Raw genomic sequence first — 26,046 nt, 5'->3', positions numbered from 1 at the left:
ATTTCCATTTTGGGGTAAATCCATGACTTCGTACTTGCAACGAGGCATTGCTGTGGCCGTGGCTTTCGCGTTGGCCGGATGCGGTACGTTTAGCGAACGCGACGGCATCCGAAACGCCACGGCCACGGGTAATAAAAAAGTCGAAGACAGTTTGGATCAATTGCGTCAGGAAGATTTAGTCCGAGGTGCTTCTGTTCGTGAGTTGAACAGCGTTTGGCTTGGTGCAAAAACGGTCAAAGTTGCCCGTGAGGCAGAACTACCTGCGGTTTTCAACCAGCCCATCCGGTTCGAGTTTCCAGATCGGCCTTCGTTGACTGTAATTGGCGACCGTCTAAGCAAAATTGTTGGCTTTTCGGTTCGTATCAGTCCTGATGCACTGATTCCGCTGGAAGTGTTTGCTGCTCAGCGTATGAGCGCCGGCGGCGCAATGTCTTCAAACATGTCCGGCGGCGGCAGTGGCATAGCTGCTGCAAATGGCGTCAGCCTTCCATCTAACATGTCAATACCGATGAGTGGGCCAATTGCTCAGTCCGTCCCCAGCTTATCAATGCTAACTGGTATGGGCGGATACAACGGGATGGGCATGAACGCACAGGCGTATTCGGCGCCGCGTACATTCATTCTGGATCAGGCCAACCCATACGGCGGCACATTGACCGAACTGCTCGACCAGATCTCTTCCAAATTTGGTGTTGGTTGGGACTACAAAGACGGCGTGATTCTGATTTCGCGCCTGGTGACGCGGACCTATCAGATCGCAACCATTACTGACACCAACGACGTGACAAGCACCATTGCTAAAACAGCGTCCACGGGCAGCAGCAGTGGCAGCAACGGCGGGCAGGGCGGCAATGTAACTCAAGCTGGCAACGTTTCGTCCTCGGCGGACGTATCGGCAAAAATGGCGGCGAGCATAGACGTTGTTAAAACGCTGAGTACAGCCATCGAAAGTGCGCTTTCGCCAGGCGGTATCGGCAAGCTCTCTATCTCCGCTTCTGGCGTCGTGACCGTAACCGACACCCGAGAAGTTCAGGAGCAGGTCGAGCAGCTGATCGAAGCAGAGAACAAGTCTGTAGGGCGTCAGGTGCGGATGCGCATGCAGATCATCGATCTGACTTCCAGTACAAACAATGACCTTGGTGTTAACTGGTCTTGGCTGATCAACGATGCAGCCGCAAAATGGAATGTCCGATTTTTCTCGCCAGTTGGTATGCCGGCAGGGTCTACAGACTTCGGCCAGATTGGCGTTATCCGTAACGGCAATAATTCTACTACGTCGACGTTCCTGCAGGCTTTGGCCACCGTGGGCAAGGTGAATGTTCGTAAGGACGAAACCTACCCCATGATGAACAACCGCCCGCTGTCGATCGCTAATACTGAAAACTTCATCTACCCAGCTAGATCATCACCAGCATCGAGCAACAACGCTAATGGCGGATCTACGGTTGTACCAGGTGTTGAGCCGGGTCAGTTGACCACTGGCACGTTCCTTAACATGCGGTCTTCGATTCAACCGAATGGCTCTGTGATTGTGCAGTTCTCGATGGATGCTTCCATGCGTGGAGAAACGCGCACATTCGACAACAACGGCGTAACGCTGCAGTACCCCCAAACCACAGCCAACCAATATCAGATTTACACCAGCATCCAGAACGGTGAAACAGCTGTATTGGCAGGCGTAACTAACACGCAGCAACAGTCCACAGATAAGTCATTCGATAGCACGCTTTCCCCGATCCTTGGCGGTGGTGCAGCCACCTCTACCTCTCGCCGAGCAGTTCTGGTGTTGCTCACTCCGCAAATCATTGAGGGGGTTAATTAATGCTGGCCCTCATTGCGGTGCCAGGCTTCGGCCAGGTGGTTGCAGGTCTTGACTGGTTGTCGTTGACCGGGCTGGAAAGCAAAAGCACTGAGGTCAGGCATCTGGGGCAGGGCGCAGACGTGGCCTGGGAGTACATTTGGGCGGTCAAGGGCGACAACCGCGATGACCGTGCCAGTGTCGCGCTGCTTACAAAGCAACAGAGCCGTAAGAAGCCTATTGCGGCAGCTCCACTGGTGCAGGCAGCCGTGGGAGAAGACGCGTATGTCGTCCTGGTTCGCCTGATAGATGACTTGGCTGGTGATCAGGATGAGCCACAGTATTGGCTGCTTGCAGTTGACGAAGGCTTACCGGTCACACGGATGGACCAAGTAGGTACGTTGAATGAGGTCATGGCTGCGTTTCGCGATCACGTTAACGGCAAAGGACAATTACCGGTTTATACCGATCAGCCAGAATTTCTTGATGGTCTGCCTTATGACCTCGATGTCCGCCATTTTTCGGTCAGCATACTCAGCCACTCCATCAAAAAACGTGACGTGGCCAAGGCTACTTTCCGTCGGCACACAACATTGCCGATCATGCCGATTTTGTTTGTTGCGGGGGTGCTGATCGGCGGCGGTGTGTATTGGGTCCTGCAGATGCAGGCCGAGGAAGCAGCGCTGCGTGATGCCGCACTGATACGGCAAAAAGCCGTTGAACAGCGCAAGCAAGAGTTGGCCAGCGCGGTATCACTCGCGCTCAACAGCACACTCCCGGCAAACATTGCGGTGAAGGCCTACCTCTCCACCACTAAAGATCTGAAACGTTCGATGGAAGGTTGGAGACTCAGCTCACTGGAGTGTGCCAAGGATACTTGCACCTTGACCTGGAAGGCCCAGGCTTTTGCCACATGGGCAGGATACTTGAAGGCAAAGCCTCGCGAGTGGCCGGCGCCGGTGTTTGATAACGACATTGAAAAAGTTACTCAACCCCTGCCAGTGCAATTGCCGAGCTTTGAACCACGTGCAGCGAACGAGCTGCCTCCGCGCGATCAAGTGCGCCAAGGCCTTGGGAATTTGGCCCAAATTTCAAAGAACTTGGGTCTTGCCATTTCAGTGCCAGCATCTTGGCAGCGCGTGGCGGGTAACCCAGCCCTGAACAGCCCTGAAGAGCAGTGGGTGCCTATGGCGGGTGATTTTACTGCCTCCGGTTCAGCGGTACTGCTAGAGGACCTGGCACAGCGTCTACCTAACACCTGCGACGTGGCCAGCGTGACCTTCAAGCTGGACACCCCTCTGACGTTTGAACTTAAAGGTAAAGCGTATGCGAACCCCTAGTGCTGTGTTGTCAGCCATATCACTTCTTTGCCTGATCGCCTTGCCTAGCCTAGCGAGTGCGGATGATGGGCCGAAAAGTCTGCAGAAAGAAACAGACACATTCGGCCGGTTGCTGGAGAAACAAGCCCAGCTGCTGGATAGCGAAATGGACGCAAAGATCCGTAACAATCAGAACCAGGGCATGGGTGTAGCGAGTGCCGGCGCAAATCCTCTTGCAAGCGTTAAGCAAGAAGTCAGTGAGTCAGAACCAGTGGTCGAAGCTATTTGGGGGATTAAGGGCAAGGAAGTCGCTGAGGTCAGCTACAAGGGCCGTCGCGTGCCGGTTTCTATGCAAGAGCCGTTTATTTCCAAGGTCGACGGCTGGAAGCTGGAAAGCATCCAACAGTACATGATCAACATGGTCCAGCTCGATGAGCGCGGCCGTGTTGCCCGACGCAAAACGATCATGCTGGATTTTCTAGGAGGAGAAGGTAGCCAATCACGTGTCGGCGCAGCCTCAACCTCATCAATGCCGGCAATCCCGATCCCACCAGGTAACCCCATCACACCAGCGATCACCTCGCCTTTGATTCGCTGATCTGCGGAGCATCTATGAATACACCATCGACCCCGGCAAACGGCCGGGGATTCTTGAATCTTGGCCGCAGTAAAAACACAGTGCCCGCCGAAAGCCAGAAGTCTATCGATCAGATTGTGGGTGGTCTTCATAAAGCGGGACGCGTGAAAAGTAAGTCCGATATTCCAACGGCGCGCAGAGTGCTTTCGTTCGACTTCCAGGTCGAGGGTAATGACCTGTCGCATATCGTCATTGGCGACCTTGGCAATCGCGATGCGATGGTGCTGGTGTCTGATAAGTCGCTGGGCAAACGCTTGCATGTAGACACTCGCCAAAAGCTGATCAACGCCGGCTACGCAATTACCTTTGAGCGCATCGCTCAAGTGTCATTGATCGCAGACATTAACAAAGCTATCAACGGCAACGGCGCTGACAATAAGGCGAGTGATGCAAAGTCGATCGTCGAGGAATTGATTCATGCCGCGATCGATGACACGGCCACGGATATTCACCTGTGTTGCCGGGAAAAGACAGGTATGGCTCTGTTTCGTGTTCACAGTCGGCTGTTTCCCTATCAACAGTATGGGGTGGAGGAGTGCAAACAGATGGCCAGCTACCTCTATACGCAGATGTCAGACTCCAAAACGCGCAGCCACAACATGTTCTCGGTCGAAAACAAGTCCATGAGCTGCATCATCAAAATGCGCGTGAAGTCAACCGACTACAAGTTGCGTTACAAGTACATCCGCCTCGTGGACGGCTTTGACGTAGTCATCAGGATTCTGGCGGTTGAAACAATTAACGAACGCAATAGAACGTTCGAAGATTCAGGGTATGAGGTCTCACAGATAAAACTGCTGACACAGAGCTTGTCACGCTCGATTGGCCTGATTGCTTTTCTCGGCGCAACCGGTTCAGGGAAATCAACGTCACTAAAAATCTGCATGGAAGTTGACCCAAACCGCAGGCAGCGCAAGCGTTACTCTGTGGAAGATCCGGTGGAGTATAAAATCTACGGCGTATCGCAAATTTCCGTTCAGCGCGATGACCATGAGGAAGAGGTCGACAGCACCAAGGCCTTGAATGGCGTTTTGCGCGACATTTTGCGCGGCGACCCGGATGAAATAATGGTCGGTGAAACTCGGGATGCGTCCACCGCCTCCATTGTGGCCGACTTCGTGATGACAGGGCACAAGCTATACACCACGTTGCACACCTCATCAGCATTTGGCGCGATTCTTCGTCTGAATCGACTGGGCCTGGATCGGCATCTAATGGCCGACAGACAATTTCTGTCAGCATTGGCCTTTCAGCGACTGTTACCGGTGCTGTGCGGGCACTGCAAGGTCCCCGCAAGTGATGTTCTGTCCCAAGACAAGCTGCAACTTCTGCAGGAAAAGTTTGGGCTTGATCCTGCGAAAATCTATTGTTCGGCGGAGAGTGGCTGCAAAGAGTGCAGGGGTCGAGGCATAACCGGTTCTACGGTCGTTGCGGAAATCGTGGCTCCTGACAAGGTGATCCGTCAGTTTATCGCAGATAGTAAGGACGCTCAGGCCGAAGCTTATTGGCGAGCGAGCCGGGTGAGTGATTTTGATCACCCGGACATGACGGGCAAAACTGCGTTTGAGCACGCGCTGTACAAAATCTCGCAAGGCCTCATTGATCCGCGTGACCTGGAGCGTGAGTTTGAGCCTCTGGAAGGTTATGAGGTTATTGAGGTGTCATCGTGAACCTTCGCTACAAGTTATCCCGATGGATGTTTAATGCCTTCGGCGACAACAGGCGTGAGTTCTATGAAGATTACGCATCTGCGCTGCGTCACAACATGGGCGGACCTGAGCGACTAGCAAAAATGGTTCTCAGGGCACGCAAACGTCGAAGTATTTGGGCCGCGCTGTACGAGCATTGGTTGCACAAGATGAAACGAATGTCGTTTACTCTTGCTCTGCAGCATACGGTGCCAGATTACGAAGTGATGGTGCTGACCGCAGCTGAGGAAGACGGACGCCTTGAAGAGGCCATGCAGTACTTGGCCAAGTCTTTGCGTTTGTCGGCCAAGGTCAAAGGGGCCTACTTCATGTCGCTGATTTCGCCTATCGCGTCGGTGGTGACATTGCTCGGATTTTTCCTTGCTTACGCTTTGGTAATCGCACCACAAAATCTTCAGGTCCTTCCGCTGGACAAGTGGCCTTCGCTCAGCCGCTGGCTTTATAGCTTGTCTCAAGGACTGGTTGATGGCGCTTTTTTACTGTGTGTCGCGGTAATCGCTGTGCTTTGGCTGATTGCTTGGAGTCGGTCCAATTGGCCTGGAAAACTGCGAGGCTGGTTTGATCGTGTGCCATTGCTACCTTGGCGTGCGTATCGCGAACGCCAGGCCAATACCTTCATGGTCTCACTGGCCATATTGCTGCAGTCCAATAACTACGGGCCGAAAGAGGCGCTGGAGCGCATGCGTCAGTTTGCGGGTCCATGGCTGAGAGAGCACTTGCGAAAAATGCTGACCCGGCTGGAAAAGACACCTGATAAGCCAGCTACGGCTTTGAACACAGGCCTATTCCCGCTGCACATGATGGATCGCATCGAGGACTACGCTGAGCGAACCGACTTCACTGCGGCGCTGTTGCTAATGGCGTTCGACCAAGGCGATAAGCAGCTGCAACGCGCTGAGCGTCAGGCAGTGGTCAGTGGGTTTTTGGCCATGCTGTTTGTCGGTGGCGTGATCAGCCTGATTGCGGTGGCCAACTTCGAATTCAACCAAGCAGTGGAAGCTTACGTTCAGACCATCCGTTAACGCATCAATCCCTCAATACACCATCGGCGACGAGCCGAGTTTCGTAGAACCTCAAGGAATCTCACATGCACAACACTCAATTCGAAGCAATGAGCGGCCAGCGGCTGCGCGATCATTCCACCCCCGATCAGGCGTTAGGCTTGAAAAGCAAAAAGCAAGCGGGCTACTCCCTTGTGGAGCTGGCTGTTGTGATTCTGGTCATCGGGCTGTTGGCAGGAGTGGCGGCGATGGTACTGCCGGGAATTTTTGCGAGTTTTCGAGCAAACAAAATCACTGATGAATTCAACCAAGCCATACCCGCGATCCAGACGGCCTACCAGAATCGGACTTCTTTCAGCGGCCTGACCACAGCGCAGGTTGCCCAAAACCGTTGGGTGGGTGGGGGTATGACTGAGGTTGCCAGCGGTGTTCCAACTGGCAACTTGCTTACCCAATGGGGTCAGTTGACCTTTGCTCCAGCTTCCAACGGCACACAAGGCCAGGGCACCCTGACCAATATTCCGAGCCGGGAGTGCATCAAAATCAGCAACGCCATGATGAGCGATCAATACCTGAACGTGAACATCAACGGCGCATCGGTTAAGTCAGGAAGCACCGACTTAGATTTGACGGCTGTGGGCACTCAATGTAACTCCAGCAACGCCAATACAATCGTCTTTACCTTTGGCCGTGCCTGAAGTCATGTGAGTTTTCAGCCATGTCCATGCCCGTGATAACGGATGTACACCTGTCCACAGATGGCCAGGGCAGCGCGATCATTTTTCCTGGCCAACAGCTCGCTCGGCCTGAGCATCTACCGATGGTCGAGCAGCTGATCGATGGGATTAAGCAACATCCAGATCGAAAAAAAATTGTCATGCCCGACGGCAACCGCTGGCGTGTTCAGCGCATGCGGGAAGGGCGTTACGCGCTCCGTCAGCTGAGAACTCAATGCCCGCCGCTGGACTCACTGGGACTGCCCAAATGGGTTCAACAGTTGCTTCTGAGTTCGAAAATGCGCGACACCGGCGGCCTGGTGCTTATTTTCGGGCACACCGGCGCGGGTAAAACGGTGACCTTTGGCGCAACGATTATTGCTCGACTGCGCTTGATGGGGGGTTACGCGCTGACGCTGGAAGATCCGCCCGAGGACTTGCTAGAAGGACATCACGGCCGCGGCTACTGCGAACAGATCGACGTGTCGGAGTTGGGCGGTTATGAAAAAGGCGTGCATGCAGCTCTGCGCTGCTTCCCAGCAAAAGACGCGTCGATATTGGGGTTTGGCGAAGTACTCAACGCTGAAATGGCCGCGCAGTTATTTCGCTTATCAGGAGACGGTCACCTGGTGTTTGCCACTGTCCATGCCAAAACCATCGCCGCCGGGCTCGAGCGCGTGGCTTCGATGGCCAAGGCCGCTGGAGAAGCCAATGCCAACGAATTATTGAGCACAAGCTTCCAGCTAGCTATTCACCAACGTTTTGACGACAGCGGCAAGCTTTGTGTCCAGGCGCTGCCTCGCGAACACAAGGTCAATGCTCATATTCAACGTGGCGAATACGCCGCGCTCACGCCCGAAGTCGAACGCGTGCGGCTCAGTCACCTTCAGGATCGATGATGATGAAAAAACAACCCGCTGCGCGCCTGCCACCCACGCGTACGCAGAAAGGCTTCCTATTGCCTCAACTCGCCATCGTGGTAATTGTGGGGGGCTTGCTGACGGCCTACATGGGGACACGTTATTGGCAAGGTGTCATTGACCAAAGCCGTGACGATAGTGCCCGAATGGTGGGCACCCAGCTGGCCACGGTTAATGACGCGACCAAAACGTATGCAACAACGTTCTTTACGCAGATACAGCGAGGGCAGGGCGTTACGCGTAACGGCTACACACTGGGCACTGAACGGCTGCTGACTCCCAGCCTGGCGGATTTGAACGGATTGGGTTTTTTGCCCAGCAGGGCATTGAACCCTGTGGTGTACAACGGTCAAGCGATCACGTTTAACGTCAAGCTGCAGGTGGATGCTCAAAGCGGTTGCACGGTACCAACCTGCAACCTCCTGTTCCAGGTATCAACATCGGCGCCTTTAATGACGCCTGGAAATGGCGCCCAGGTAGACGTACGCCGGGCCACACTGGCAGCAACGGCAGCCAGCCCGGCAAACGCCGGCGTTTCGTTGCCCGCGTCGATGGGTGGCGACCCTAGCGTGTTCGTCGCTAAGGGAGGTAACCCGATCGGCAATAACACCGGCGCCGTCGCTGGGTTGGTCGCGATACGCAACGGTTACGACAGTTCCGGCTTCATGGAATTTGACCGTCGCGACGGCAGCTTGCCGCGCACCGGCGACATCAACATGCAGGACACCAGCGGAGCTAAGCACAACATCAGCAACGCCGGTACTTTAACGGCGGTTGCAACGTCAACTGGAACACTCCAGGTGACTGGCCTAGCAAAAGAAGGCGATGCCTGTACGCAAGTAGGGCTTATTGCTTCAAACACGAGCGGCAAGTTGCTTGGATGCGACGGCAAATCGTGGGGCAAAGCAACCGATATGCCTAACGCGCACCGGTACATGTTCACGTCTAGTACTCAGTGGACAGTGCCAAGCGGCGTTAAAAGCGCAATGGTCACAATGGCCGGTGGCGGTGGTTCTGGTGTTGGTTGGAGGTTTGGCAGCCAATACATCACCGGTCATTCAGGGGGGTTCGTATTTTCCGCACCAGTGAACCTGACTGCCGGCGAAACATTATCAGTAGTGGTTGGCACCGGTGGTATCGCATTTGGCCCCGTATCAACTGACGGGACTGTTTTTGTCCCGCCAATGGGTGATGACGGCTTGGCTGGGTACCCAGGAGGCACAAGCCAGATCATATCTCCCAGCCAAGGCACGTTGTTGGAATGCGGCGGGGGAAGTGGTGCTTCGTACGGTATGTACAACAGTCTCACGGGAGGCGTTCGTATACCTGGCCCTCAAGGAGGCGCTTATACCTACTCCAGCACGCCTTACGGCGGTGCCACAGCGAATAGGCCAGCGACAGCACCCTACTCAGTAGTTAACGGTCCAGGAGCCTGTGGCCCAGCTGACTACGGACGCGGCAACAAAGGGGCAAGTTTTTGGGCGGCTAATCCAACTGTACCGCTCAATAGCGGAACATACCCCGGCGCCTTGACTCCTTTCGGATACGGCTCGGGAGGCTCTATCTCAGTCTCTGGCTGTAACGTGAGCGCTAACGACGTAGGAATTTGCATTTTCCCTACACCTGGACGCGATGGCGTTGTGATGATTGACGTTCTTTATTAATAGGAGCCAATACAATGTTCGGTGAAATCATTTCAAACCTGCCCTGTGCAGTATTGTTTGTTACCGCAGGCCAGCAACGCATTACCTACGCGAATAACGCTGCGATTGATTTATTTTCATGGTTGGAGCTTGAACACAGTTGTTTTCAGGAATTACTGGCAGATGATGAACAACGGCTTTTATTCGAATCATTCACTAACGGAACCGAGCAAACTTCTGAGTTCGTTTTTATTACTTACCAGAACGAAGACAATTTATCTAAAGCGCTGGTAATGCGTTCAAATATCAGCGATGGCACTGCTTATCAAATACAACCTGTAGCAAGCCAGGCGCTCGCAGTAATCGACTCGCCGCTACTTGTTTTGAACGACCCGCTGACGGGATTACCAACTCGTGAGCTACTGCGTGACCGCATGGAGCAGGCAATTCACCTGGTGTCTCGACTTGAAAAAAGCTTCCTTGGCGTATTGTTCATCGACCTTGACCATTTCAAGCAAATCAATGACACGTTCGGACATGCGACAGGCGATGCGGTGTTGGTGGAAATCGCCAAACGTTTGAGTTCGAGTGTCCGCGATAGCGATACCGTGGCTAGACTCGGCGGTGATGAATTCGTGGTGTTGCTTTGCAACCTGCCAAGCGCTGAGGATTCGGCGATGGTGGCAGAAAGGATATTAGGTACCTGTTCACTGCCCATTCTAGTTGGTGAAAGCTTTTACCAGGTCACTGCCAGCATCGGCGTAGCGACCTGGCCAGCTGATGGTGTGACAGTAGATACGCTTTTGCATAATGCGGACCTCGCGATGTACAGCGGAAAAGGTGAAGGACGTAATGCTCTGCGTTTTTACAACGAGCAAATGAATGAACGAGCTGAGACTCGGGCGAGGGTGGAGGCCGAACTGAAAGTCGCATTGCGGGACGGTCATTTCGTGCTGCATTACCAACCACAATTTTGCTCTCGCACCAACCGCATAGTAGGTGCAGAAGCGCTGATCCGCTGGTTCCATCCTACAAGGGGGCTAATACCGCCATCTGCGTTCATTCGCATTGCGGAAGAAACGAATCTAATAACCCCAATAGGTGACTGGGTTCTACGTGAAGCGGTCGAGCAAGGTCGACGATGGCAACAGATGGGCTTAGATCTGCGCGTCGCAGTCAATTTGTCCGGCCGGCAGTTTGTTGAATCACTACCAGAGCGTGTTAGCCAGGTGTTGACCAGCTCCGGTTTCCCTGCAGCGCTTCTGGAGCTTGAGTTGACGGAAAGCTTTCTTGTGAAGGACACGGACAAGGCAGCACGCATCCTGCATTCGCTTCGCGATTTGGGAGTTCGGGTAGCGTTGGATGACTTCGGTACTGGTTGGTCGTCGTTGACTTACCTAAAAAGCTTTCCCGTTGACACATTGAAAATAGATCGTTCATTCATAGGCTCAGAAACTAGCCAATTTGATGAACGTATTGTCAGGACAATCCTAAGCATCGCTCGCGAGTTCAATCTGACCACGCTGGCCGAAGGGGTTGAAACAGACGAACAGTTGCGCAGCCTACACGCGTTAGGGTGTGATAACTGGCAAGGTTTCCTTCTTTCAAGCGCCATTGCTGCAGAGGATTTTCCGGAATTCTGCAGGCGAACAGAGCTGTCGGAAGATAGGTTTTCGCTACCGCTGGAATTGCAGTAATGGACCTGCTGACACTGGTGGTGTTGTGCGCGCCCTTTGTGTCAAGCAACACCATGATGGCTGTGCTGCAGCACGAGTCAGCAGGAAACCCTTGGGCATTGGGCGTGAACGGTTCACAGTCCTTCAATAAGCCCAGGAGCTATCAGCAAGCTGTTGCAGAGGCTAAACGTCTGATTGAGAACGGCGCAAGTATTGATATGGGCCTCATGCAGATCAATTCTCGCACAATGGTCAACCTCGGCCTCACCGTCGAAAAGATCTACGACCCGTGCACGAACGTGTACGCAGGTGGTGTCGTGCTGACACGCAATTACGCTCGGGCGTCTGCGAAATTCAGTGACCAACAAGTAGCGCTACAAGCTGCGCTATCGGCGTACAACACAGGAAACTTCAGCAAGGGCATCAGTAATGGCTACGTAGGATTCGTACTGAAACAAGCATTAAAAAGTCAGCATCCAAAGTAGCTTCAGCAATACCCATTTAGCACTTATTTCACCTTGTTTTAGCGATATGCATCCGATCGCGGCGCGTTGTCGTGTCCAGATTTTATGTGAGGTATGACTGTGTTCAAAAAAAATAGCAGAACTAAGCAGCAGATTATTGAGCGCGAGCGCGCGTTGGCAGCACAAGACACCGTTGATGCAGCTACAGCCAAAAATATCAGCCTATCTGAGCAGGCTTATTTGCATGCAGCTCGCTACTTTGAAAAAACCATCGCAGCAGATGAAAAAACAAAGACGCGTAATGCCAGGCGGCTTGCAGGTTTTTTTGGGGCATTGGCTTTCATGGCCATTGCAGCATTAATGGGGCTGACTCCTCTAAAAACGGTAGAGCTTCATCTGGTGCGAGTTGACAATAACTCTGGATTCACCGACGTAGTTACACCGGCGGATAAGGTGAAAAGTACAGAGCAAATCGATGACGAGTATTGGCTTTCTGGCTATGTTCGGTTCCGAGAGAGCTACAATTTTTCAAGCAACGATGCTCAATTTCACATCGTTGAACTGTTGTCGTATTCGGATACGTTCACCGAGTACCGTAACTTCCAGCTCTCTAGCAAGGGCTATCTGAGTGTCCTTGGTAACAATCGGCAAATTCGTACAGACATTAACAACATTGTATTCCTTGATCGCGATAATGCTCAGGGCACCGCTCAAGTGCGTTACACCAAAACTGTGCTGGATAAGAACGGCGTACCAGATCCACAGCTGCGCCCTAGCGTTTGGATCGCGACCATTAGTTATGACTACAAGAATCCAGCCAAGAAGCGCGGCGAAGAATGGATTAACCCACGTGGCTTTGGCGTGAAAGCGTATTCACCTACTCAGGAAGTGGGGGGGAGCCATGCGCAATAATCCTTTAGGGCTGAGCGCTGCAATGCTCAGCGTGACTATCGGGTGTTTGTTTGTCACGGGACATGTTTCAGCGGAAACACTCGGGACTGCATCACCGCTGGACAGTCGTGTTCAAACAGCTATGTACACACCCGATAACGTGTTTCGGATTCAGGCTTACGTAGGGCGTACCTCTTTGGTGCAGTTTCCAGCCAATGAAACCGTGAATGAAGACTCAGGATTGATCGTGTCAGGCGACCCAACAGCCTGGTCGATTGGCGCAAATAAGGCTGGGAACATGGTAGCTATCAAGCCTGTGTCGTTGGCTGAGCCCAATACGAACCTGACCATTAACACCAATCGGCATACATATCTGCTGGAATTGAAATTGGTCAAACGGGTTGAGGACATGACTTATGCGTTGCGCTGGACCTATCCGGAACCCGTCAAAAAAGCCCTGGCGAACCGTAATGTCCCAGCCGATCCATGCCAGGGCAATTTGATCAACCGAAACTACCAACGACGAGGCGATCTGCAGCTATCGCCCACCGAAGGTTGGGACAACGGCCGATTCACGTGCTTTCGCTTTGCGAACAACAGTCCGCGACCGATTGTGCTGACGGTACTGCCCGACGGTACCGAAAAGCTGGCCAACGTCCGAACAGTACAGAACATTATGGTTGTGCACGGCGTTAGCGATCTTTTCAGGTTTCGCATGAACACCCTGGTAATGGAGGCGCGAACTCAGCAACAGGAAACGACCTTCAATTTTGATGGCACAACTACTGGGGAGATCCGGGAGCTCAAGCATGAAAACCAATGATGAGAATGCTTTGCTCGAAGATGAAAATGATGATTTGGATGCGGATACGGCTCCCGAATCCCCAGCCATACCATCAACTGCGCCTAGCGAAAAATCCCGTGGTGCTTTCGATGTTAGGACTAAAAGTAAGGGTGGTGGACAAGCTAAGCAGAAGCTTTATATCGGCATTGCAATCGTGGTGCTTGTGTTTGCAACGGTGATAATTGGTGGTTGGTCCCTGATCATCTCAAAGATGAAAGAAGGAACCACGGACATCGATGAAACCACGATTAAAAAGGACGCTGCGCTTGAGGTTTCTTCTGGTAGCGATGACAGCATGGTCAAACTTAAAGAGGAAACACTAAAGCGAGAGGCTGAAAAAGAGGCTAAAGCGCAAGCTGAAAAAGAACGTCTAGCAAAAGAGGAGGAAGCCAAAAAACCTCCACCAAGTAAGACCGCAACAGGCCAATCAGCCCGATCTGCAACGCCTGGCACTGACGGTGTGGAAGTAACGCCGCTCCAGCGCAAGTTAGGCCTTGTCCAGGTGATTACCCCAGTGGTTGTAGATGTATCCAGTTTTGGTGCTAGCGGTACAGGATCAAAAGCAGAAAATGCTTCACCAGCGCTGCCCTCGGGCGTTCAAGAGACGGGCACGGACAGTAGTAGTGCGCTCGGCGGAGCATCCAGAACGCGCGGAAGCCTCTCCGATTTAGGAGGTACTGAGTTCACAGCAACGCGAGCATTTCTGATGCCATCGCGGAAATATCTGCTTTCTCACGGAACCTATACCACGTGCATTACGTATGCCGAGATTGTCACAGATCATCCAGGCATCATCGATTGCCGTCTAACAGAGCCAGTGTATTCGGCAGACGGTTCCACAGTATTGGCCGAAGCGGGTGACCGCCTGACTGGCGAGCAGAGTGTTGAGATGAAGCAAGGCCAGGTACGAGTGTTCACGTCGTGGACAGAGCTTGAAACACAGACTGGAGTGCGGGCAAGGCTCGCGAGCTTGGGGGCAGGTCCAATGGGGGCAAGCGGTACAGAGGCTTGGATTGATAACCACTATAGGCAGCGTTTTGGCGGTGCGATTTTGCTGTCGATCATTCAAGACGCGTTGCAAGCGGCTTCCAACATGACTCAAAAGGGTGGGGCAAGTGGAGGTTACACCGTTAACAACAGCGAACAGAATGTCGAGAACATGGCCGATAAAGCGCTGGAAAACACGATCAACATACAGCCGACTGCACATATTCCTGCCGGCACTGTGATGACAGTGATTGTTGCCCGAGACATCGACTTTTCCTCGGTGTATGAGAACAGGTAATTTGCCATGAACAGTTCAAATGAGCATTACGATGACCAGCTAACCGAATCGACGTTGGCTATGGATTTTCTTAATCAAGCCGGCATCACAGAGCGGTTAAATCGAGAAGGCACGACGGACGTTGCCGTAAATCGGCCCTTTCAACTCTGGACTGATGGCCCTAAGGGGTGGTCATGTGAAGCAGCGCCTTGGCTTGATTACAACCTGTGCATGCAGGTGGCTAACAGCTTGTGTGCTTTGAATTACCGGCACCTTTCGGCTCAAACACCGATTCATACGGTGGAATTGCCTGGTGAAGAACGTGGGCAGATTGTCATGGCGCCGGCGTGCGAAAAAGGCACCTTGTCGATGACATTCCGTAAACCGACTTTGGAGCGATTTCTTCTATCGGATTACATCGACAGCGGCCGATTTGCCGGTGCCCAGGCCATTTCGGCGCCGGTCAATAAGATGGCCGATTGGCAAAATCAACTCAAAGCAGCACACAAGCGCTTTGACTGGATTCAATTTTTTCAGTTGGCCGTTGAGCGTCGCCAAAACATCATTATCTTTGGTGGACCTGGCTCAGGGAAAACTACTTTCGGTAGAACCTTGATGGATCTGTTTCCACGAAATCGCCGAATGCTCACGATTCAGGAAATCAAGGAATTGCCCCTCCCTTATCACCCCAATCATGTGCATCTTTTTTATGGGCATGTGGTTACGCCCAAAGCGCTGGTAGCGAGTGCTTTGCGGATGAAGCCAGATCACCTTTTCTTGGCTGAGCTTACGGGTGATGAAGTTTGGCATTTCATGGAAATCTTGAACACCGGTACCAAAGGCACAGTCACGACAGCGCACGCCAATGACAGTGAAGCGGGGTACGCGCGAGTGTGCAGCCTGGTCAAGCAATCGGAAGTGGGCAAAAGTCTGGACTATGACTACATCGAGCGTTTGGTGCGTACGTCTTTTGACGTAGTGATTTACATGGAGGGCACCCACATCATCGAGGTGCACTACGAACCCGAATACAAATTGGCCCTGTTGGCCAGCAAACGTAACGGCTAAACCGTCTAGGAGAGGTTATGTGGTGGAAAATCACGTTAATGGTGCTGGTGTTGATGGTGGTGTGTTTCGTGGCAGGCAATTACGCCGGCGGCGCGATGTTCTTAAAATTGACTGGTGGGCAACTTTCAGCCTTGAGCTTTACCACGCTGTGGGAAACGCGACGTTTGCCCCTGAGTGATCCAAGAGTTTTGTATGTGCCTTGGAGCTGGTGTGTAACAGCCGCCATCACTTTCTTGCCAGTGGGCTTCGCACTAATGTCTTTTTTTATGAGGCTTAAACCTGTGTCCTCGCTGCACGGTGACGCCCGATTCGCCAATGCCCGTGAGCTGCGCCAGTTTGAGTACAAGGGTGAATATCACAACACGAGTGGTAAAAAGTAAAAGGCTGGCTAAGCGGGAAACGTCGTCCTATTACGCGAAATCATTCATAGCCTTTTCTGTCCTCCCTCCACGGCTGTTCGAACTTAAACAACGATTTCTATCACTTTTTAACGAGGTGTCGTATGCGGCTGCCCTTCGAACTAGACCCCCAGATCATTCACCACATCATCTATAGCCAAGCAGGTTCAATTGGTAAGGCCGTGATCGAGTTAGTCATGAACTCGGTGGATGCAAACGCATCTGCAGTGCGGCTGACCCTGACCAAGGAAGGCTTTCGCTGCGCCGATGACGGCAACGGCTTCGCCAGCCGCGAAGACGTGTTGCGCTATTTCGGGCGCTTTGGCACGCCTCACCAGGACGGTGATGCGACCTATGGCCGGTTCAGGCTAGGTCGCGGCCAAATCATGGCGCATGCCAAAACCGAGTGGTTTTCAAATCACTGGCTAATGAGTGTTGATACTCGCGCCATGGGCTACAACTATGAGCTTGAAGATCTTCAAGCGCCGGCGACCGGCTGCAGCATTTCAGGTACCTGGTACGAAGCTCTCAGTGATCTAGAGCTAATATCGGCAGTGCAGGAGATTCGCGATCTTGTGCGCTATACACCGATTAGCGTTGAGCTTAATGGGCGCGTCATAACTCGAAACCCCGCCAATGAGAAGTGGGACTTTGAAGACGAATGGGCCTACTACCGCGCAAAGGAAGACGGCCCTGTCTCTATCTACAATCAAGGCGTATTGATCCGCCATGATTCTTCGCACGTCTGGGGTGCGGGTGGTTTGATCGTTTCGAAAAGAGCGATCAATCTCAACGTTTCCCGCACCGAAATCCTGCGTAAGACCTGCCCAGTCTGGAAGCCGATCGCTAAAGAGTTTAAGCGGCTGGCTGACGCTGTGTCGGCCAGGCTGGGGGACCACCGCAAGACCGAGGCCCGCAGGGAGAAGTCAGCGCGATCCTTACTCAGCGGGGACGAGAATATCTGCGATGTGTATATCAAAGAGGAAGTCATCACCCTACTGCCCGGCAAGCGTCACGTCACGCTTATGGACTTTCGATTAAAAGCCTTCAATTGGCATAAAGGCACTTACACCCTAATCGAGCACGGCAACGATATTCCCAAGGGCGAGGCAATTGCTCGTGAAGGTCTCATTCAGATTGTTCACCCCAAGACCCTGGAGCGGTTCGGGTGCCACAATTACATCGATTTTGAGGAAGCCCTTGAGCGCGCTCTTTGCAACGTGAGTGAGGCGGCTCAGGCCATTGAAAATCGCGGCGAGCGCGCTCCATATTTCTGGAGGAGTGGCACGGTATTGGATGCACCAGTGCTGGCCGCCTATTCAACGTTTCGAGACGCTTTCATCGAACGAACACAGATTATTGACGAGCGCACATCGCTGGATAAGGAAACGCGCAGGGCTTGGACTGCTCTGCGTTGGTGCCTACAGCACTACGCGGGCGCATGTATCGGCGCAGAGCGCTACACCGACGGCACACTTCGTTGGGATGAAAAGCGGTTGCAGATCCTGCTTGGCGAATCAAACACCGCAGAGGCATGGACAGATGGTTTGACTTATCTGGCCATCAGTTGCGATGTGGTCAAGCGAATCAGCAGCAAACCGTTGGAAGCTGTGGCCTACATCTTCGGTTTGGTGGAACACGAGGTTGCTCACCAGGGCGACAGTATCGCGTGTGGCCATGATGAAGCGTTCTATCAGCGCTACCACGACATTTCGATCCGCATGGCGCCCGAGCGTCAACGGTTCATGCATAAGTGGCTGATGAAGTACACCATGAGCATGGAGCGCGATGGTCAAAAAACGCGAGGCCGCGTCTGGAGCGAGCGGTGGCTTATCGACCGGGTGGGAAATGGCCGCATTAAGCGTGGCTTGTCCCCGGTCATCGAGGACGTTTCAGCAAATCCAATTGTGACCGAGATTGTTCCTGATCAAAACATGGCGCTGTTGAGCGTCATCAACGCCAGTTTGGTTGACTCGGGGGCATGCCCCGCACCGCCAAACTGGGAGGCCGTAAGAGAGCAAGCTCTGCGCGATCAGGGGGCTTTAGCGGAGATAGAGCGTGAAGCACATGAAGACCAAAAGAAGCAAGACGCAGAGTTTTCCCTCTACATAGACAGCCTGTACGAAGACGCGGCCGCAGAGGTGGTGAAAATACTCGCTTTGGACTCCGCAGAAATTCCCGCAGAAGCATTGAATTACCTAGCAGCGGCCATAGTGAATTATGGGTTTTCTGCCGACGATGTGAAAATCGCGTGGGGACAAAAGGATTGGGTGAAGCAGCATCACCCTGGAGAATATTATCACGAAGACTTTGACGCCACGGACCCGGAAAATCACGAACTTGAAGCTGCAATTGAGGCTGCGATGCAGGATGAGTTCGAGCGCGAAATGGGGGAGGAAAAGCCGATCGCCGGCGAACTGTGGCGCGTTGATGAAGACTGCCGGCCGCTAGTGAAAGATGGCGAAGCATTTTGGCAGCTGGAAAGGAATGCAGCAGCGGCGGGATTCCGTACTGTGGAAAGCTATTTGAAGTGGCGCCACGATCAATTGGCGGACTGAAACATCAAAACCGGTCCTACTCAGGTCCGGTGAACGCGCATCTATTCGACAATACCCAATAGCCTGGCACGGTCACCCTTGCTGGTACGCCGTGCTGGGAGGAGAAAAGTGATGTACAGCCCAGATAAGCTGCAGGAAAGGATTGAAGAGTACCCAGCGTTCCTAATAGGTCGACATCCCACAAAAGACTCGCTCCTGGCCAGTTATGGTCAACAATTCGTGATGCTGGCTGCACCGCCGGGCACAGGGAAAGGGGTAGGGGAAGTAATTCCGAACGCCCTTACCTATCCCGATTCTATGGTGATCAATGACCCGAAGTTTGAAAACTGGGAGCTAACTTCAGGGTTTCGCGCATCAGCTGGACACAAGGTGTTTCGCTTTTCACCGGAGCGGCTTGAAACGCACCGCTGGAATCCACTCTCCCAAATAAGCGACGATCCTCTCTATCGTTTAGGTGAAATCCGGACCCTGGCCAGCGTCTTGTTCGTGTCAAGCAACGAGAAGAATCAGGAGTGGTATACAAAGGCTGGCAACGTGTTCACAGCTGTACTTCTGTATTTGATGGAAACACCCGAAATGCCGTTCACGCTTCCTCAAGCGTATGAGGTGGCGTCTTTGGGATCTGCAATGGGGGCATGGGCGCAACAGGTCGTTAACGAGCGTAGCAGCGGCCCTAACGCGCTTTCGAACGAAACGCTTCGTGAAGTGAACGGCGTGCTTGAGGCTTCCAAAAACAAGAGCAGTGGGTGGTCGACCACAGCGGACATCGTGCGTGATGTACTTTCGATGTACGCAGAAAAAACCGTGGCTTGGGCTTTGTCGCCTGGCAAGACGGACCATCAAATCGATTTTGCCAAAGCAAGGCAAGAAAGAACGACTATTTACTTCAGCATGTCAGAGGAGTCGCTGAAGAAGTTTGGCCCGTTGATGAACCTGTTTTTCACCCAGGCCATACGGCAAAACTCCAAGCCATTGCCTGAGCATGGTGGGCACTGTGCAGATGGCACACTGAAATATAAGTACCAGCTCGCACTGTTGATGGACGAATTCGCGATCATGGGTCGGATGGAAATCATGGAAACAGCTCCGGCACTCACCCGTGGCGCAGGCCTGCGATACTTCATAATCTTTCAAGGTAAAGATCAAATTCGGGCTGTATACGGAGTTGAAAAAGGCAATTCAATTATGAAAGCGTTCCATATTGAAATTGTCTTTGCACCAGGTGATATAGAGTTGGCCAAGGAGTACAGCGCAAGACTGGGGAACAGAACAGTAAAGGTTCAGACCCAATCGGTTGGCAAGCGAAGTCTCAATGAGCGCAATCAAACGGACAACTACAGCGACCAAGGCACACCGTTAATGCACCCTCAAGACATTAACGAACTGCCTTACGACCAACAGATTGTGTTTGTACAAGGCACCAAAGCCACTGCACCAATGAAAATTAAGGCTCGTAAAATTTTCTATTACGAGGATGAAATCCTTAACGCTCGATCAAAAATTAAGCCGCCTCCACTTCCCGTAGGTGACGCAAGCAAGATCGATGCACTCACCGTCTCTGTGCGGCTGGTTGAGCAGAAAGCAGCTGTGAAAGAACCCCATGCAAGCAATTTGACGAATGAGGTCGCTCAGCGCTTGTCGGCCGCGGGTTATCAAAAGTGGAGCCCATCGTCAGGCAACGACCCTTCACCGGCTAAGGATCAATAAATAGCCTTCAACTATTCCACTTGCCTCGATCGAGCAAGGTAACTCTGTAGGAAATTCATTGTGAAAAAATCTGTGCATACGGCGGGCGACCCGTGCCTGAGCGTTATTGAAGCTGTGTTCCACAAGAAGCGCACAAAACTTCGCCTTACCACCGCAGCACTTCTAGTGTTGTTTTTAACTAACAGCAGCACCGCGTTTGCAGGCGATCCATGCAAGGCAGTGCTTTGCATGTTTGGTTTATTAACTGGCAACAGTGGCGGGGGTGAATGCAAAAGTGCCACACAAGAATACTTCTCTATAGAAGTAAAGAAAAAAGGAAAGATTAAATGGGATCAAACATCAGCTGCACGTGAGCAGTTTCTTAACAGTTGTCCAGGATCAGCGGGCGACATCAACAAAAAAATCAATGGAACATTTGGTAAGTCCAAGGGCTGATTACGATAAAGCGGAGAGGGTACATGAGAGTATTTATTGCTGAAAAGCCACAATTAGCTCAAGTAATTGCCGAGGGCTTAGGTAATGCCAGGCGAGATGATGGATTTTTTGTTAGTGGTAATGATGTCGTCACCTGGTGTATTGGTCACCTACTGGAACTAGCTCCTCCGGAGGTTCATAACCCTGCTTATGCGAACTGGGATGCGGCTGATCTGCCACTAAAATTGCGACCGATTAAGTACCAACCCATCGCAAGGACCGCCAGTCAGCTCAAAATCGTCGCCAAGCTAATTTCACAGGCTTCGGAAATCGTCCATGCAGGCGACCCGGACGACGAGGGACAGTTGTTGGTTGATGAAGTCTTGGAGCACTACGGCAATCGATCGCCGGTGAAGCGCATCCTGATCAACGACATGAACGCCAATGCTGCACGTAAGGCTCTGGGGCAACTCAGGGACAACAGTGAGTTTTACGGTCTATATCAAAAAGCACTTGCACGCAGCGTTGCGGATCAGCTCTACGGGTTCAACATGACCCGAGCCTACACGCTTGCAGCTCAAGCACGGGGAATGAAAGGTGTCCTGCCAGTTGGACGGGTGCAGACCGTTATCTTAGGCTTGATCGTCAACAGATATTTGGCGAATCGTAGTCATAGTGCCGCGTACTATTACAACGTCACTGCAGCCATTCGCTGTGCTAACGGTGCTATGGCTAAGGCCAAGCTGATGCCCGCGAACGGCGCACCAGTTGACGAAAAAAATCGAATCATTGATCAGTCATACGTGGATGTCCTTGCCCAGGCATGCAGCAATTCAACAGCAGTCGTAGGTCAGGTGTCGAACACCCAGGAACAAACGCCGGCGCCTTTGCCGTTCGCATTGCTGGACCTGCAGGTTTTGATGAGTGGTGCGCACGGGATTGATTCGGAAAAAACTCTCTCAATCACCCAAGCGTTGAGGGATAAATATCAGGCAATCACTTACAACCGATCCGATTGCAATTATTTGTCTGATGAACAGTTCGGCGATGTGCCGGCAACGCTGAATTTGTTGTCCCGAGCGCTGCCCGAATGGGCGGGAATTTTTACAAAAGTTGAACCACATCGGAAAAGCAGGGCATTTGACGATTCGAAGATTTCTGCGCACACGGCAATCATCCCGACCGCTAAGCAAATCGACATCGAGCAGCTGACGGCCGATGAAAAAACTGTGTACCTGGCCATCGTGAAGCGATACTTGGTTCAGTTCCTGCCCCCTAAGCTGTTCCAGAAGGTAGTAGTGAATTTCGGTGTCGCAGATCAGACCTTCATATCGCAAGCGCTCAAAGTCACCCACGCGGGGTGGACGGTACTTGAGAATGAAGTTGAAGAAGAAGATGAAAACGACGAAAAGGTTGAAAAAATCTTTGACGAAAGTGATTTCGAACTTTTGGCCGGGTTAACTCAGGGAAGCATTGCTTCATGTAATGGCGTTACCGTAACGAAAGAGAAAACTAGGCCGCCGGCCATTTACTCCGAAGGATCATTGCTTAAGGACTTGAAACGAGTTGCAAAATACGTAACGGACCCGCGTATCAAGCAATTGCTACTCGATCGCGACAAGGGAAAAAAGGGCGAGCATGGCGGGATTGGCACCCCTGCAACACGAGCCTCGATGCTTACCAAGCTACGTGAGCGCGGACTTTACGAGATAGTAAAGAAAAAATTCGTTCCCACACCGTTGGGATTGGAATTCGTAGCTGCTTTGCCCTCGATCGCAACAAGCCCTGATATGACGGCCTTGTGGCATGAGCAGCAGTTGATGATCGAGGCTGGGGAGCTAACCGTAGATGCATTCCTGGATGAACTGGAGCTGTTCATAAAGCACCAGGTAAGCCACATCGATTTGGCGGATATGCAAATTGCCTCGGTGCCTACAATTAATGCTTTGTGTCCGATGTGCGGAAAGGATCTTGCTGTCACAACAAAGCTCATAGCGTGCCGTAGTTGCACGTTCCGGTTTTACCCTGAAATAGCTCGAAAAACGCTTACATTCGGTCAAATTGAATTGCTGCTCACAAAGGGCAAAACAGGCGTGCTTAAGGGTTTCAAAACGAAGGCAGGAAAGCCCTTTGACGCGGCGCTGCGCCTCAATCATGAAGCCAAAGTAGAATTTATTTCCAATCGTTGATTCCTTTCCTACCACTGATAACTGAATAAGGAGCGCATCATGGCGCGCGGCGTAAATAAAGTAATTCTTGTGGGTACCTGCGGCCAAGATCCAGAGGTTCGCTACCTTCCCAACGGAAGCGCGGTAACAAACTTGAGCTTGGCCACCAGCGAGCAGTGGACCGACAAGCAAACCGGCCAGAAGGTCGAGAAAACCGAATGGCACCGCGTGTCGATGTTCGGCAAGGTGGCAGAGATCGCCGGTGAATACCTGCGCAAAGGTTCGCAGGTGTACATCGAAGGCAAACTGCAAACCCGCGAGTGGGAAAAGGACGGTATCAAGCGTTACACCACTGAAATCGTGGTCGACATGCAAGGCACCATGCAACTGCTGGGCGGCCGTCCACAGGGCGACCAACAGGGCCAGGGAGGCGTTTCGAACTCGGCACCGCGTCCGCAACCAAGCCAACAGCCACAGCGTGAGTCGCGCCCAGCGCCACAGCAGGCCGCGTCGCAACCGGCTCCGGATTTCGACAGCTTTGATGACGATGTGCCCTTCATGGACCCCTACCGGTTCACCTGGATGATGGTATAGGCAAAAAAGGGAAGTCAGGTGCCGCGCTCCCGGCTCGTCGTAACTGTTTCACCGTTACGGCGAACGGAAGCACGGGCGAAGCGAACACTTGACTTAGCCCCGTCCAAAAAGGCTCACCGTAGGAGTGTGGGGTAGCTTCACCACCCCGCGCTCCTGAGGTCCACGCGGCCGTTGGCGAGATGACAAGGGCCGCGCCCTTGGTGTTCAAACATTCGGCACACCAAACTTTAAGCTACAGCGTTCCTATGGGAACGTTGTTTTTGTATGTTTACATATAAAGGTCAGCACATATGAATCGTAAAGCCGTAATTTTAAACTACACAGGCACTGTGGGCAAAACAACGCTTGCAGTTAACTTGCTTTACCCGCGCATGGTTGGAGCGACTTTTTATGCCATTGAGTCAATAAATGAGACCGGCCAGGATTTAGGAGTTGACGTAGTAAAGCTACGTGGTGACAACTTCCGCGAACTCTTTAAGCGGTTCATGATTGACGATCATGCGATTGTTGATGTGGGGGCGTCTAACGTTGAGGACTTTATGCGCAACCTTGAGGGCTTTGAAGATGCTCATGAAGAAATCGATTACTACGTGATACCCGTCACGTCCGGTACTAAGGAACAGAAAGAAACCTTAACAATGATTGAAAGTCTTGCGGCTCTTGGTGTTCCTCCAGAAAAGATTAGGATTATTTTTAATCGGGTGCGGAGGGACGTTAAAGACGAATTTCCAATCATCTTTAATTATCAGGCCATTAAACAGTCTTTTTGGATAAATCCAGACTGCAGTGTGTTCGAATCAGAACTGTTTGACGCATTGTCAATTCACAAGATGTCAATGGCAACGTTGTTGAATGACGATAACGATTACAAATCCATGCTCAAAACCCATACGGCAACGCCTCAAGAACGCTCGCGCTGGTCTGATATGTACGGCTTGAAATTGTTGGCAAGAGGCGTAAATCGAAAGCTTGACTTTGTATTTGATCAACTTTTTGTGGAGGCTTAATTGTGACCAATGATAGTCAATTGCCAACAACCGCTCGTGACGCTCTCATCATCGAGCTTTTGAGTGATGTAGGCCGGTTGCATGATGATATAAAGGCTATTCCTAAGGTGCTGGAATTGTCGATGTCAGCGTCTCTGAGAATCGTAGCGGATGCTGTAGAAGAAGCCGAAAAGACATCTGTACAGTTACAAGAGTCTACTTCTGAGGCTGTAAGGGCGACGTCAGCAAAAGCTGCTTTCGATGCAGGCGCAGAATTGTCCACTGCAATACATTCTTCGTTAGAACGTATCTTCGAACCGGCACTTAAAAAAGCATCTGAGCAAGTGCAGGATATGGAAAAGCGCCTTTCTAAATTGTCAGGTAGCGTTCGCGATACACACGCAACAAGATTTAACTACATTCTGTTGGCAAGCTTTTCAGTGGTTGTATGTTTTATGACAGCCACGATGATTTGGCTTGCCGTATCAACCCAAGACGCTAACGAAACCAATAAGTGGTTTTATAACGAGTACAAAACTCAGCGTTCCGTTATAGAATCTTTGCCACCAGAGTTTAAAAAGAAGTTTGTAAAATAGCTTCTTTCTCTACACTCGCCCACCCCACGGATGTTTAACTGTTAGGTCTCTCCGATAGAGAGACCAGATCAAACTCTTGATCCTTTATTTTTTTAAAATCTATGGGATGATTATTTTTCGGTTGCTGAGGCTGATTATTCTTTTCGGGATTTTTGGTTTCGGTAGTTATCGAAGATGCTTTTATGCCAATTGGATTGAGTGTTTTACGAATCCTGTAAAGCGCTTTCTCAAATGATTGCATAGATAGATTAAATCCATCTTCGTTTAAGACATCCAGAACAGCCTTTCTGCTTACTCCGGATCTAAGAGCATTTTCTACTTGAGGATAAATGTCCCGTAGCTGCGCGGTTTGGCTACGGGCGGTTTTCCCGTTAGCCAGAGCTTCGAGCTTTTCAATAAGTGTTGTAGCCATCCCACTGCACCTTTGCTGTTTTGCATAGCTTACGACATTTGTTTGCCTCGGTAGATGATTTCTGTCCTGTAAGGGTCCTGCCTCCGTCTTTTCTGTCCCTGATATGCCCAGTCTGGTGCTGGTGTGGTCCGTTTCCGTCCTCCCTAGGGCGTATCTATGTCCTTTTCGTGTCCTGATCTAAGCCTGTAGGCAAATTCGAATCGTACAAACAGGCACGTTACCGATCGTTTACAAAAAGAGCTTCGCCTTTTCGTAACCAATCG

23 protein-coding genes are annotated in these 26,046 nt (G+C 51.9%); 22 read left to right on the top strand and 1 reads right to left on the bottom strand.

The features are described 5' to 3' along the window. Window positions 1–22 precede the first annotated feature (22 nt). The 22 genes from ACOZK9_RS24140 to ACOZK9_RS24035 all read left to right on the top strand — a co-directional run bounded on the left by ACOZK9_RS24140 (window position 23) and on the right by ACOZK9_RS24035 (window position 25,371). Window positions 23–1,822, top strand: a complete 1,800-nt coding sequence (locus ACOZK9_RS24140; RefSeq protein ID WP_421556733.1) for a hypothetical protein — start codon at window positions 23–25, stop codon at window positions 1,820–1,822. Then, window positions 1,822–3,138, top strand: a complete 1,317-nt coding sequence (pilO2, locus tag ACOZK9_RS24135; protein WP_421556732.1) for a type 4b pilus protein PilO2 — start codon at window positions 1,822–1,824, stop codon at window positions 3,136–3,138. Before ACOZK9_RS24140 ends, pilO2 begins: the two co-directional genes overlap by 1 nt. Then, window positions 3,125–3,715, top strand: a complete 591-nt coding sequence (locus ACOZK9_RS24130; protein ID WP_421556731.1) for a hypothetical protein — start codon at window positions 3,125–3,127, stop codon at window positions 3,713–3,715. The genes pilO2 and ACOZK9_RS24130 overlap by 14 nt, the downstream gene beginning before the upstream one ends. A 14-nt stretch (window positions 3,716–3,729) precedes the next feature. Continuing rightward, window positions 3,730–5,424: a GspE/PulE family protein gene (locus ACOZK9_RS24125; protein ID WP_421556730.1), complete on the top strand. Its 1,695-nt coding sequence runs from the start codon at window positions 3,730–3,732 to the stop codon at window positions 5,422–5,424. After that, entirely contained in the window at window positions 5,421–6,485 is a 1,065-nt protein-coding gene (locus tag ACOZK9_RS24120; protein WP_421556729.1) for a type II secretion system F family protein, read from the top strand. Before ACOZK9_RS24125 ends, ACOZK9_RS24120 begins: the two co-directional genes overlap by 4 nt. A gap of 65 nt (window positions 6,486–6,550) precedes the next feature. Continuing rightward, entirely contained in the window at window positions 6,551–7,162 is a 612-nt protein-coding gene (locus tag ACOZK9_RS24115) for a type 4 pilus major pilin (RefSeq protein WP_421556728.1), read from the top strand. Between the two features lie 20 nt (window positions 7,163–7,182). Next, complete coding sequence (locus tag ACOZK9_RS24110) at window positions 7,183–8,079, top strand: ATPase, T2SS/T4P/T4SS family (protein ID WP_421556727.1); 897 nt, start codon at window positions 7,183–7,185, stop codon at window positions 8,077–8,079. Window positions 8,080–8,081: 2 nt separating this feature from the next. Next, complete coding sequence (locus ACOZK9_RS24105) at window positions 8,082–9,764, top strand: hypothetical protein (RefSeq protein ID WP_421556726.1); 1,683 nt, start codon at window positions 8,082–8,084, stop codon at window positions 9,762–9,764. Window positions 9,765–9,778: 14 nt separating this feature from the next. Beyond that, window positions 9,779–11,440, top strand: a complete 1,662-nt coding sequence (locus tag ACOZK9_RS24100) for a putative bifunctional diguanylate cyclase/phosphodiesterase (protein ID WP_421556725.1) — start codon at window positions 9,779–9,781, stop codon at window positions 11,438–11,440. Then, window positions 11,440–11,904, top strand: coding sequence for a lytic transglycosylase domain-containing protein (locus ACOZK9_RS24095; RefSeq protein WP_421556724.1), 465 nt, complete (start codon window positions 11,440–11,442; stop codon window positions 11,902–11,904). Before ACOZK9_RS24100 ends, ACOZK9_RS24095 begins: the two co-directional genes overlap by 1 nt. 93 nt (window positions 11,905–11,997) lie before the next feature. Further along, window positions 11,998–12,795, top strand: coding sequence for a VirB8 family type IV secretion system protein (locus ACOZK9_RS24090; RefSeq protein ID WP_421556723.1), 798 nt, complete (start codon window positions 11,998–12,000; stop codon window positions 12,793–12,795). Further along, on the top strand, window positions 12,785–13,597 hold the full coding sequence (locus ACOZK9_RS24085) for a TrbG/VirB9 family P-type conjugative transfer protein (protein ID WP_421556722.1): 813 nt from the start codon (window positions 12,785–12,787) through the stop codon (window positions 13,595–13,597). The genes ACOZK9_RS24090 and ACOZK9_RS24085 overlap by 11 nt, the downstream gene beginning before the upstream one ends. Next, entirely contained in the window at window positions 13,584–14,903 is a 1,320-nt protein-coding gene (locus ACOZK9_RS24080) for a TrbI/VirB10 family protein (RefSeq protein WP_421556721.1), read from the top strand. The genes ACOZK9_RS24085 and ACOZK9_RS24080 overlap by 14 nt, the downstream gene beginning before the upstream one ends. 6 nt (window positions 14,904–14,909) lie before the next feature. After that, window positions 14,910–15,950, top strand: coding sequence for a P-type DNA transfer ATPase VirB11 (gene virB11, locus ACOZK9_RS24075; RefSeq protein ID WP_421556720.1), 1,041 nt, complete (start codon window positions 14,910–14,912; stop codon window positions 15,948–15,950). Window positions 15,951–15,967: 17 nt separating this feature from the next. Further along, window positions 15,968–16,330, top strand: a complete 363-nt coding sequence (locus ACOZK9_RS24070) for a hypothetical protein (protein WP_421556719.1) — start codon at window positions 15,968–15,970, stop codon at window positions 16,328–16,330. Between the two features lie 122 nt (window positions 16,331–16,452). After that, window positions 16,453–18,906 (top strand): ATP-binding protein, encoded by a 2,454-nt coding sequence (locus ACOZK9_RS24065; protein ID WP_421556718.1) that lies wholly within the window; start codon window positions 16,453–16,455, stop codon window positions 18,904–18,906. A gap of 111 nt (window positions 18,907–19,017) precedes the next feature. Then, on the top strand, window positions 19,018–20,613 hold the full coding sequence (locus tag ACOZK9_RS24060) for a type IV secretory system conjugative DNA transfer family protein (protein WP_421556717.1): 1,596 nt from the start codon (window positions 19,018–19,020) through the stop codon (window positions 20,611–20,613). 60 nt (window positions 20,614–20,673) lie between these two features. Continuing rightward, window positions 20,674–21,048, top strand: a complete 375-nt coding sequence (locus ACOZK9_RS24055; RefSeq protein WP_421556716.1) for a TrbM/KikA/MpfK family conjugal transfer protein — start codon at window positions 20,674–20,676, stop codon at window positions 21,046–21,048. Between the two features lie 23 nt (window positions 21,049–21,071). After that, complete coding sequence (locus tag ACOZK9_RS24050) at window positions 21,072–23,216, top strand: type IA DNA topoisomerase (RefSeq protein ID WP_421556715.1); 2,145 nt, start codon at window positions 21,072–21,074, stop codon at window positions 23,214–23,216. Window positions 23,217–23,255: 39 nt separating this feature from the next. Further along, on the top strand, window positions 23,256–23,789 hold the full coding sequence (locus ACOZK9_RS24045; RefSeq protein WP_421556714.1) for a single-stranded DNA-binding protein: 534 nt from the start codon (window positions 23,256–23,258) through the stop codon (window positions 23,787–23,789). Window positions 23,790–24,079: 290 nt separating this feature from the next. Continuing rightward, window positions 24,080–24,796, top strand: coding sequence for a StbB family protein (gene stbB / locus ACOZK9_RS24040; protein ID WP_421556713.1), 717 nt, complete (start codon window positions 24,080–24,082; stop codon window positions 24,794–24,796). A gap of 2 nt (window positions 24,797–24,798) precedes the next feature. Further along, on the top strand, window positions 24,799–25,371 hold the full coding sequence (locus tag ACOZK9_RS24035) for a hypothetical protein (protein WP_421556712.1): 573 nt from the start codon (window positions 24,799–24,801) through the stop codon (window positions 25,369–25,371). 34 nt (window positions 25,372–25,405) lie between these two features. On the opposite strand, the gene ACOZK9_RS24030 is transcribed toward ACOZK9_RS24035, so the two are convergent. Continuing rightward, complete coding sequence (locus ACOZK9_RS24030; protein ID WP_421556711.1) at window positions 25,406–25,783, bottom strand: hypothetical protein; 378 nt, start codon at window positions 25,781–25,783, stop codon at window positions 25,406–25,408. Window positions 25,784–26,046: the final 263 nt, after the last annotated feature.

Origin of the sequence: Pseudomonas kitaguniensis (assembly GCF_049199985.1) — a bacterium.
In the GTDB taxonomy this organism is placed as follows: domain Bacteria; phylum Pseudomonadota; class Gammaproteobacteria; order Pseudomonadales; family Pseudomonadaceae; genus Aquipseudomonas; species Aquipseudomonas kitaguniensis.
Note: the sequence above shows the minus strand (reverse complement) of the source record. Positions and strands in the feature narration are given on the sequence as shown.

Bases quoted from the DNA above. Each gene is read 5' to 3' on its own strand.
- ACOZK9_RS24140 (WP_421556733.1), top strand. From the start codon at position 23: ATGACTTCGTACTTGCAACGAGGCATTGCTGTGGCCGTGGCTTTCGCG.
- pilO2 (WP_421556732.1), top strand. From the start codon at position 1,822: ATGCTGGCCCTCATTGCGGTGCCAGGCTTCGGCCAGGTGGTTGCAGGT.
- ACOZK9_RS24130 (WP_421556731.1), top strand. From the start codon at position 3,125: ATGCGAACCCCTAGTGCTGTGTTGTCAGCCATATCACTTCTTTGCCTG.
- ACOZK9_RS24125 (WP_421556730.1), top strand. From the start codon at position 3,730: ATGAATACACCATCGACCCCGGCAAACGGCCGGGGATTCTTGAATCTT.
- ACOZK9_RS24115 (WP_421556728.1), top strand. From the start codon at position 6,551: ATGCACAACACTCAATTCGAAGCAATGAGCGGCCAGCGGCTGCGCGAT.
- ACOZK9_RS24110 (WP_421556727.1), top strand. From the start codon at position 7,183: ATGTCCATGCCCGTGATAACGGATGTACACCTGTCCACAGATGGCCAG.
- ACOZK9_RS24105 (WP_421556726.1), top strand. From the start codon at position 8,082: ATGAAAAAACAACCCGCTGCGCGCCTGCCACCCACGCGTACGCAGAAA.
- ACOZK9_RS24100 (WP_421556725.1), top strand. From the start codon at position 9,779: ATGTTCGGTGAAATCATTTCAAACCTGCCCTGTGCAGTATTGTTTGTT.
- ACOZK9_RS24095 (WP_421556724.1), top strand. From the start codon at position 11,440: ATGGACCTGCTGACACTGGTGGTGTTGTGCGCGCCCTTTGTGTCAAGC.
- ACOZK9_RS24090 (WP_421556723.1), top strand. From the start codon at position 11,998: ATGACTGTGTTCAAAAAAAATAGCAGAACTAAGCAGCAGATTATTGAG.
- ACOZK9_RS24085 (WP_421556722.1), top strand. From the start codon at position 12,785: ATGCGCAATAATCCTTTAGGGCTGAGCGCTGCAATGCTCAGCGTGACT.
- ACOZK9_RS24080 (WP_421556721.1), top strand. From the start codon at position 13,584: ATGAAAACCAATGATGAGAATGCTTTGCTCGAAGATGAAAATGATGAT.
- virB11 (WP_421556720.1), top strand. From the start codon at position 14,910: ATGAACAGTTCAAATGAGCATTACGATGACCAGCTAACCGAATCGACG.
- ACOZK9_RS24070 (WP_421556719.1), top strand. From the start codon at position 15,968: ATGTGGTGGAAAATCACGTTAATGGTGCTGGTGTTGATGGTGGTGTGT.
- ACOZK9_RS24065 (WP_421556718.1), top strand. From the start codon at position 16,453: ATGCGGCTGCCCTTCGAACTAGACCCCCAGATCATTCACCACATCATC.
- ACOZK9_RS24060 (WP_421556717.1), top strand. From the start codon at position 19,018: ATGTACAGCCCAGATAAGCTGCAGGAAAGGATTGAAGAGTACCCAGCG.
- ACOZK9_RS24050 (WP_421556715.1), top strand. From the start codon at position 21,072: ATGAGAGTATTTATTGCTGAAAAGCCACAATTAGCTCAAGTAATTGCC.
- ACOZK9_RS24045 (WP_421556714.1), top strand. From the start codon at position 23,256: ATGGCGCGCGGCGTAAATAAAGTAATTCTTGTGGGTACCTGCGGCCAA.
- stbB (WP_421556713.1), top strand. From the start codon at position 24,080: ATGAATCGTAAAGCCGTAATTTTAAACTACACAGGCACTGTGGGCAAA.
- ACOZK9_RS24030 (WP_421556711.1), bottom strand. From the start codon at position 25,783: ATGGCTACAACACTTATTGAAAAGCTCGAAGCTCTGGCTAACGGGAAA.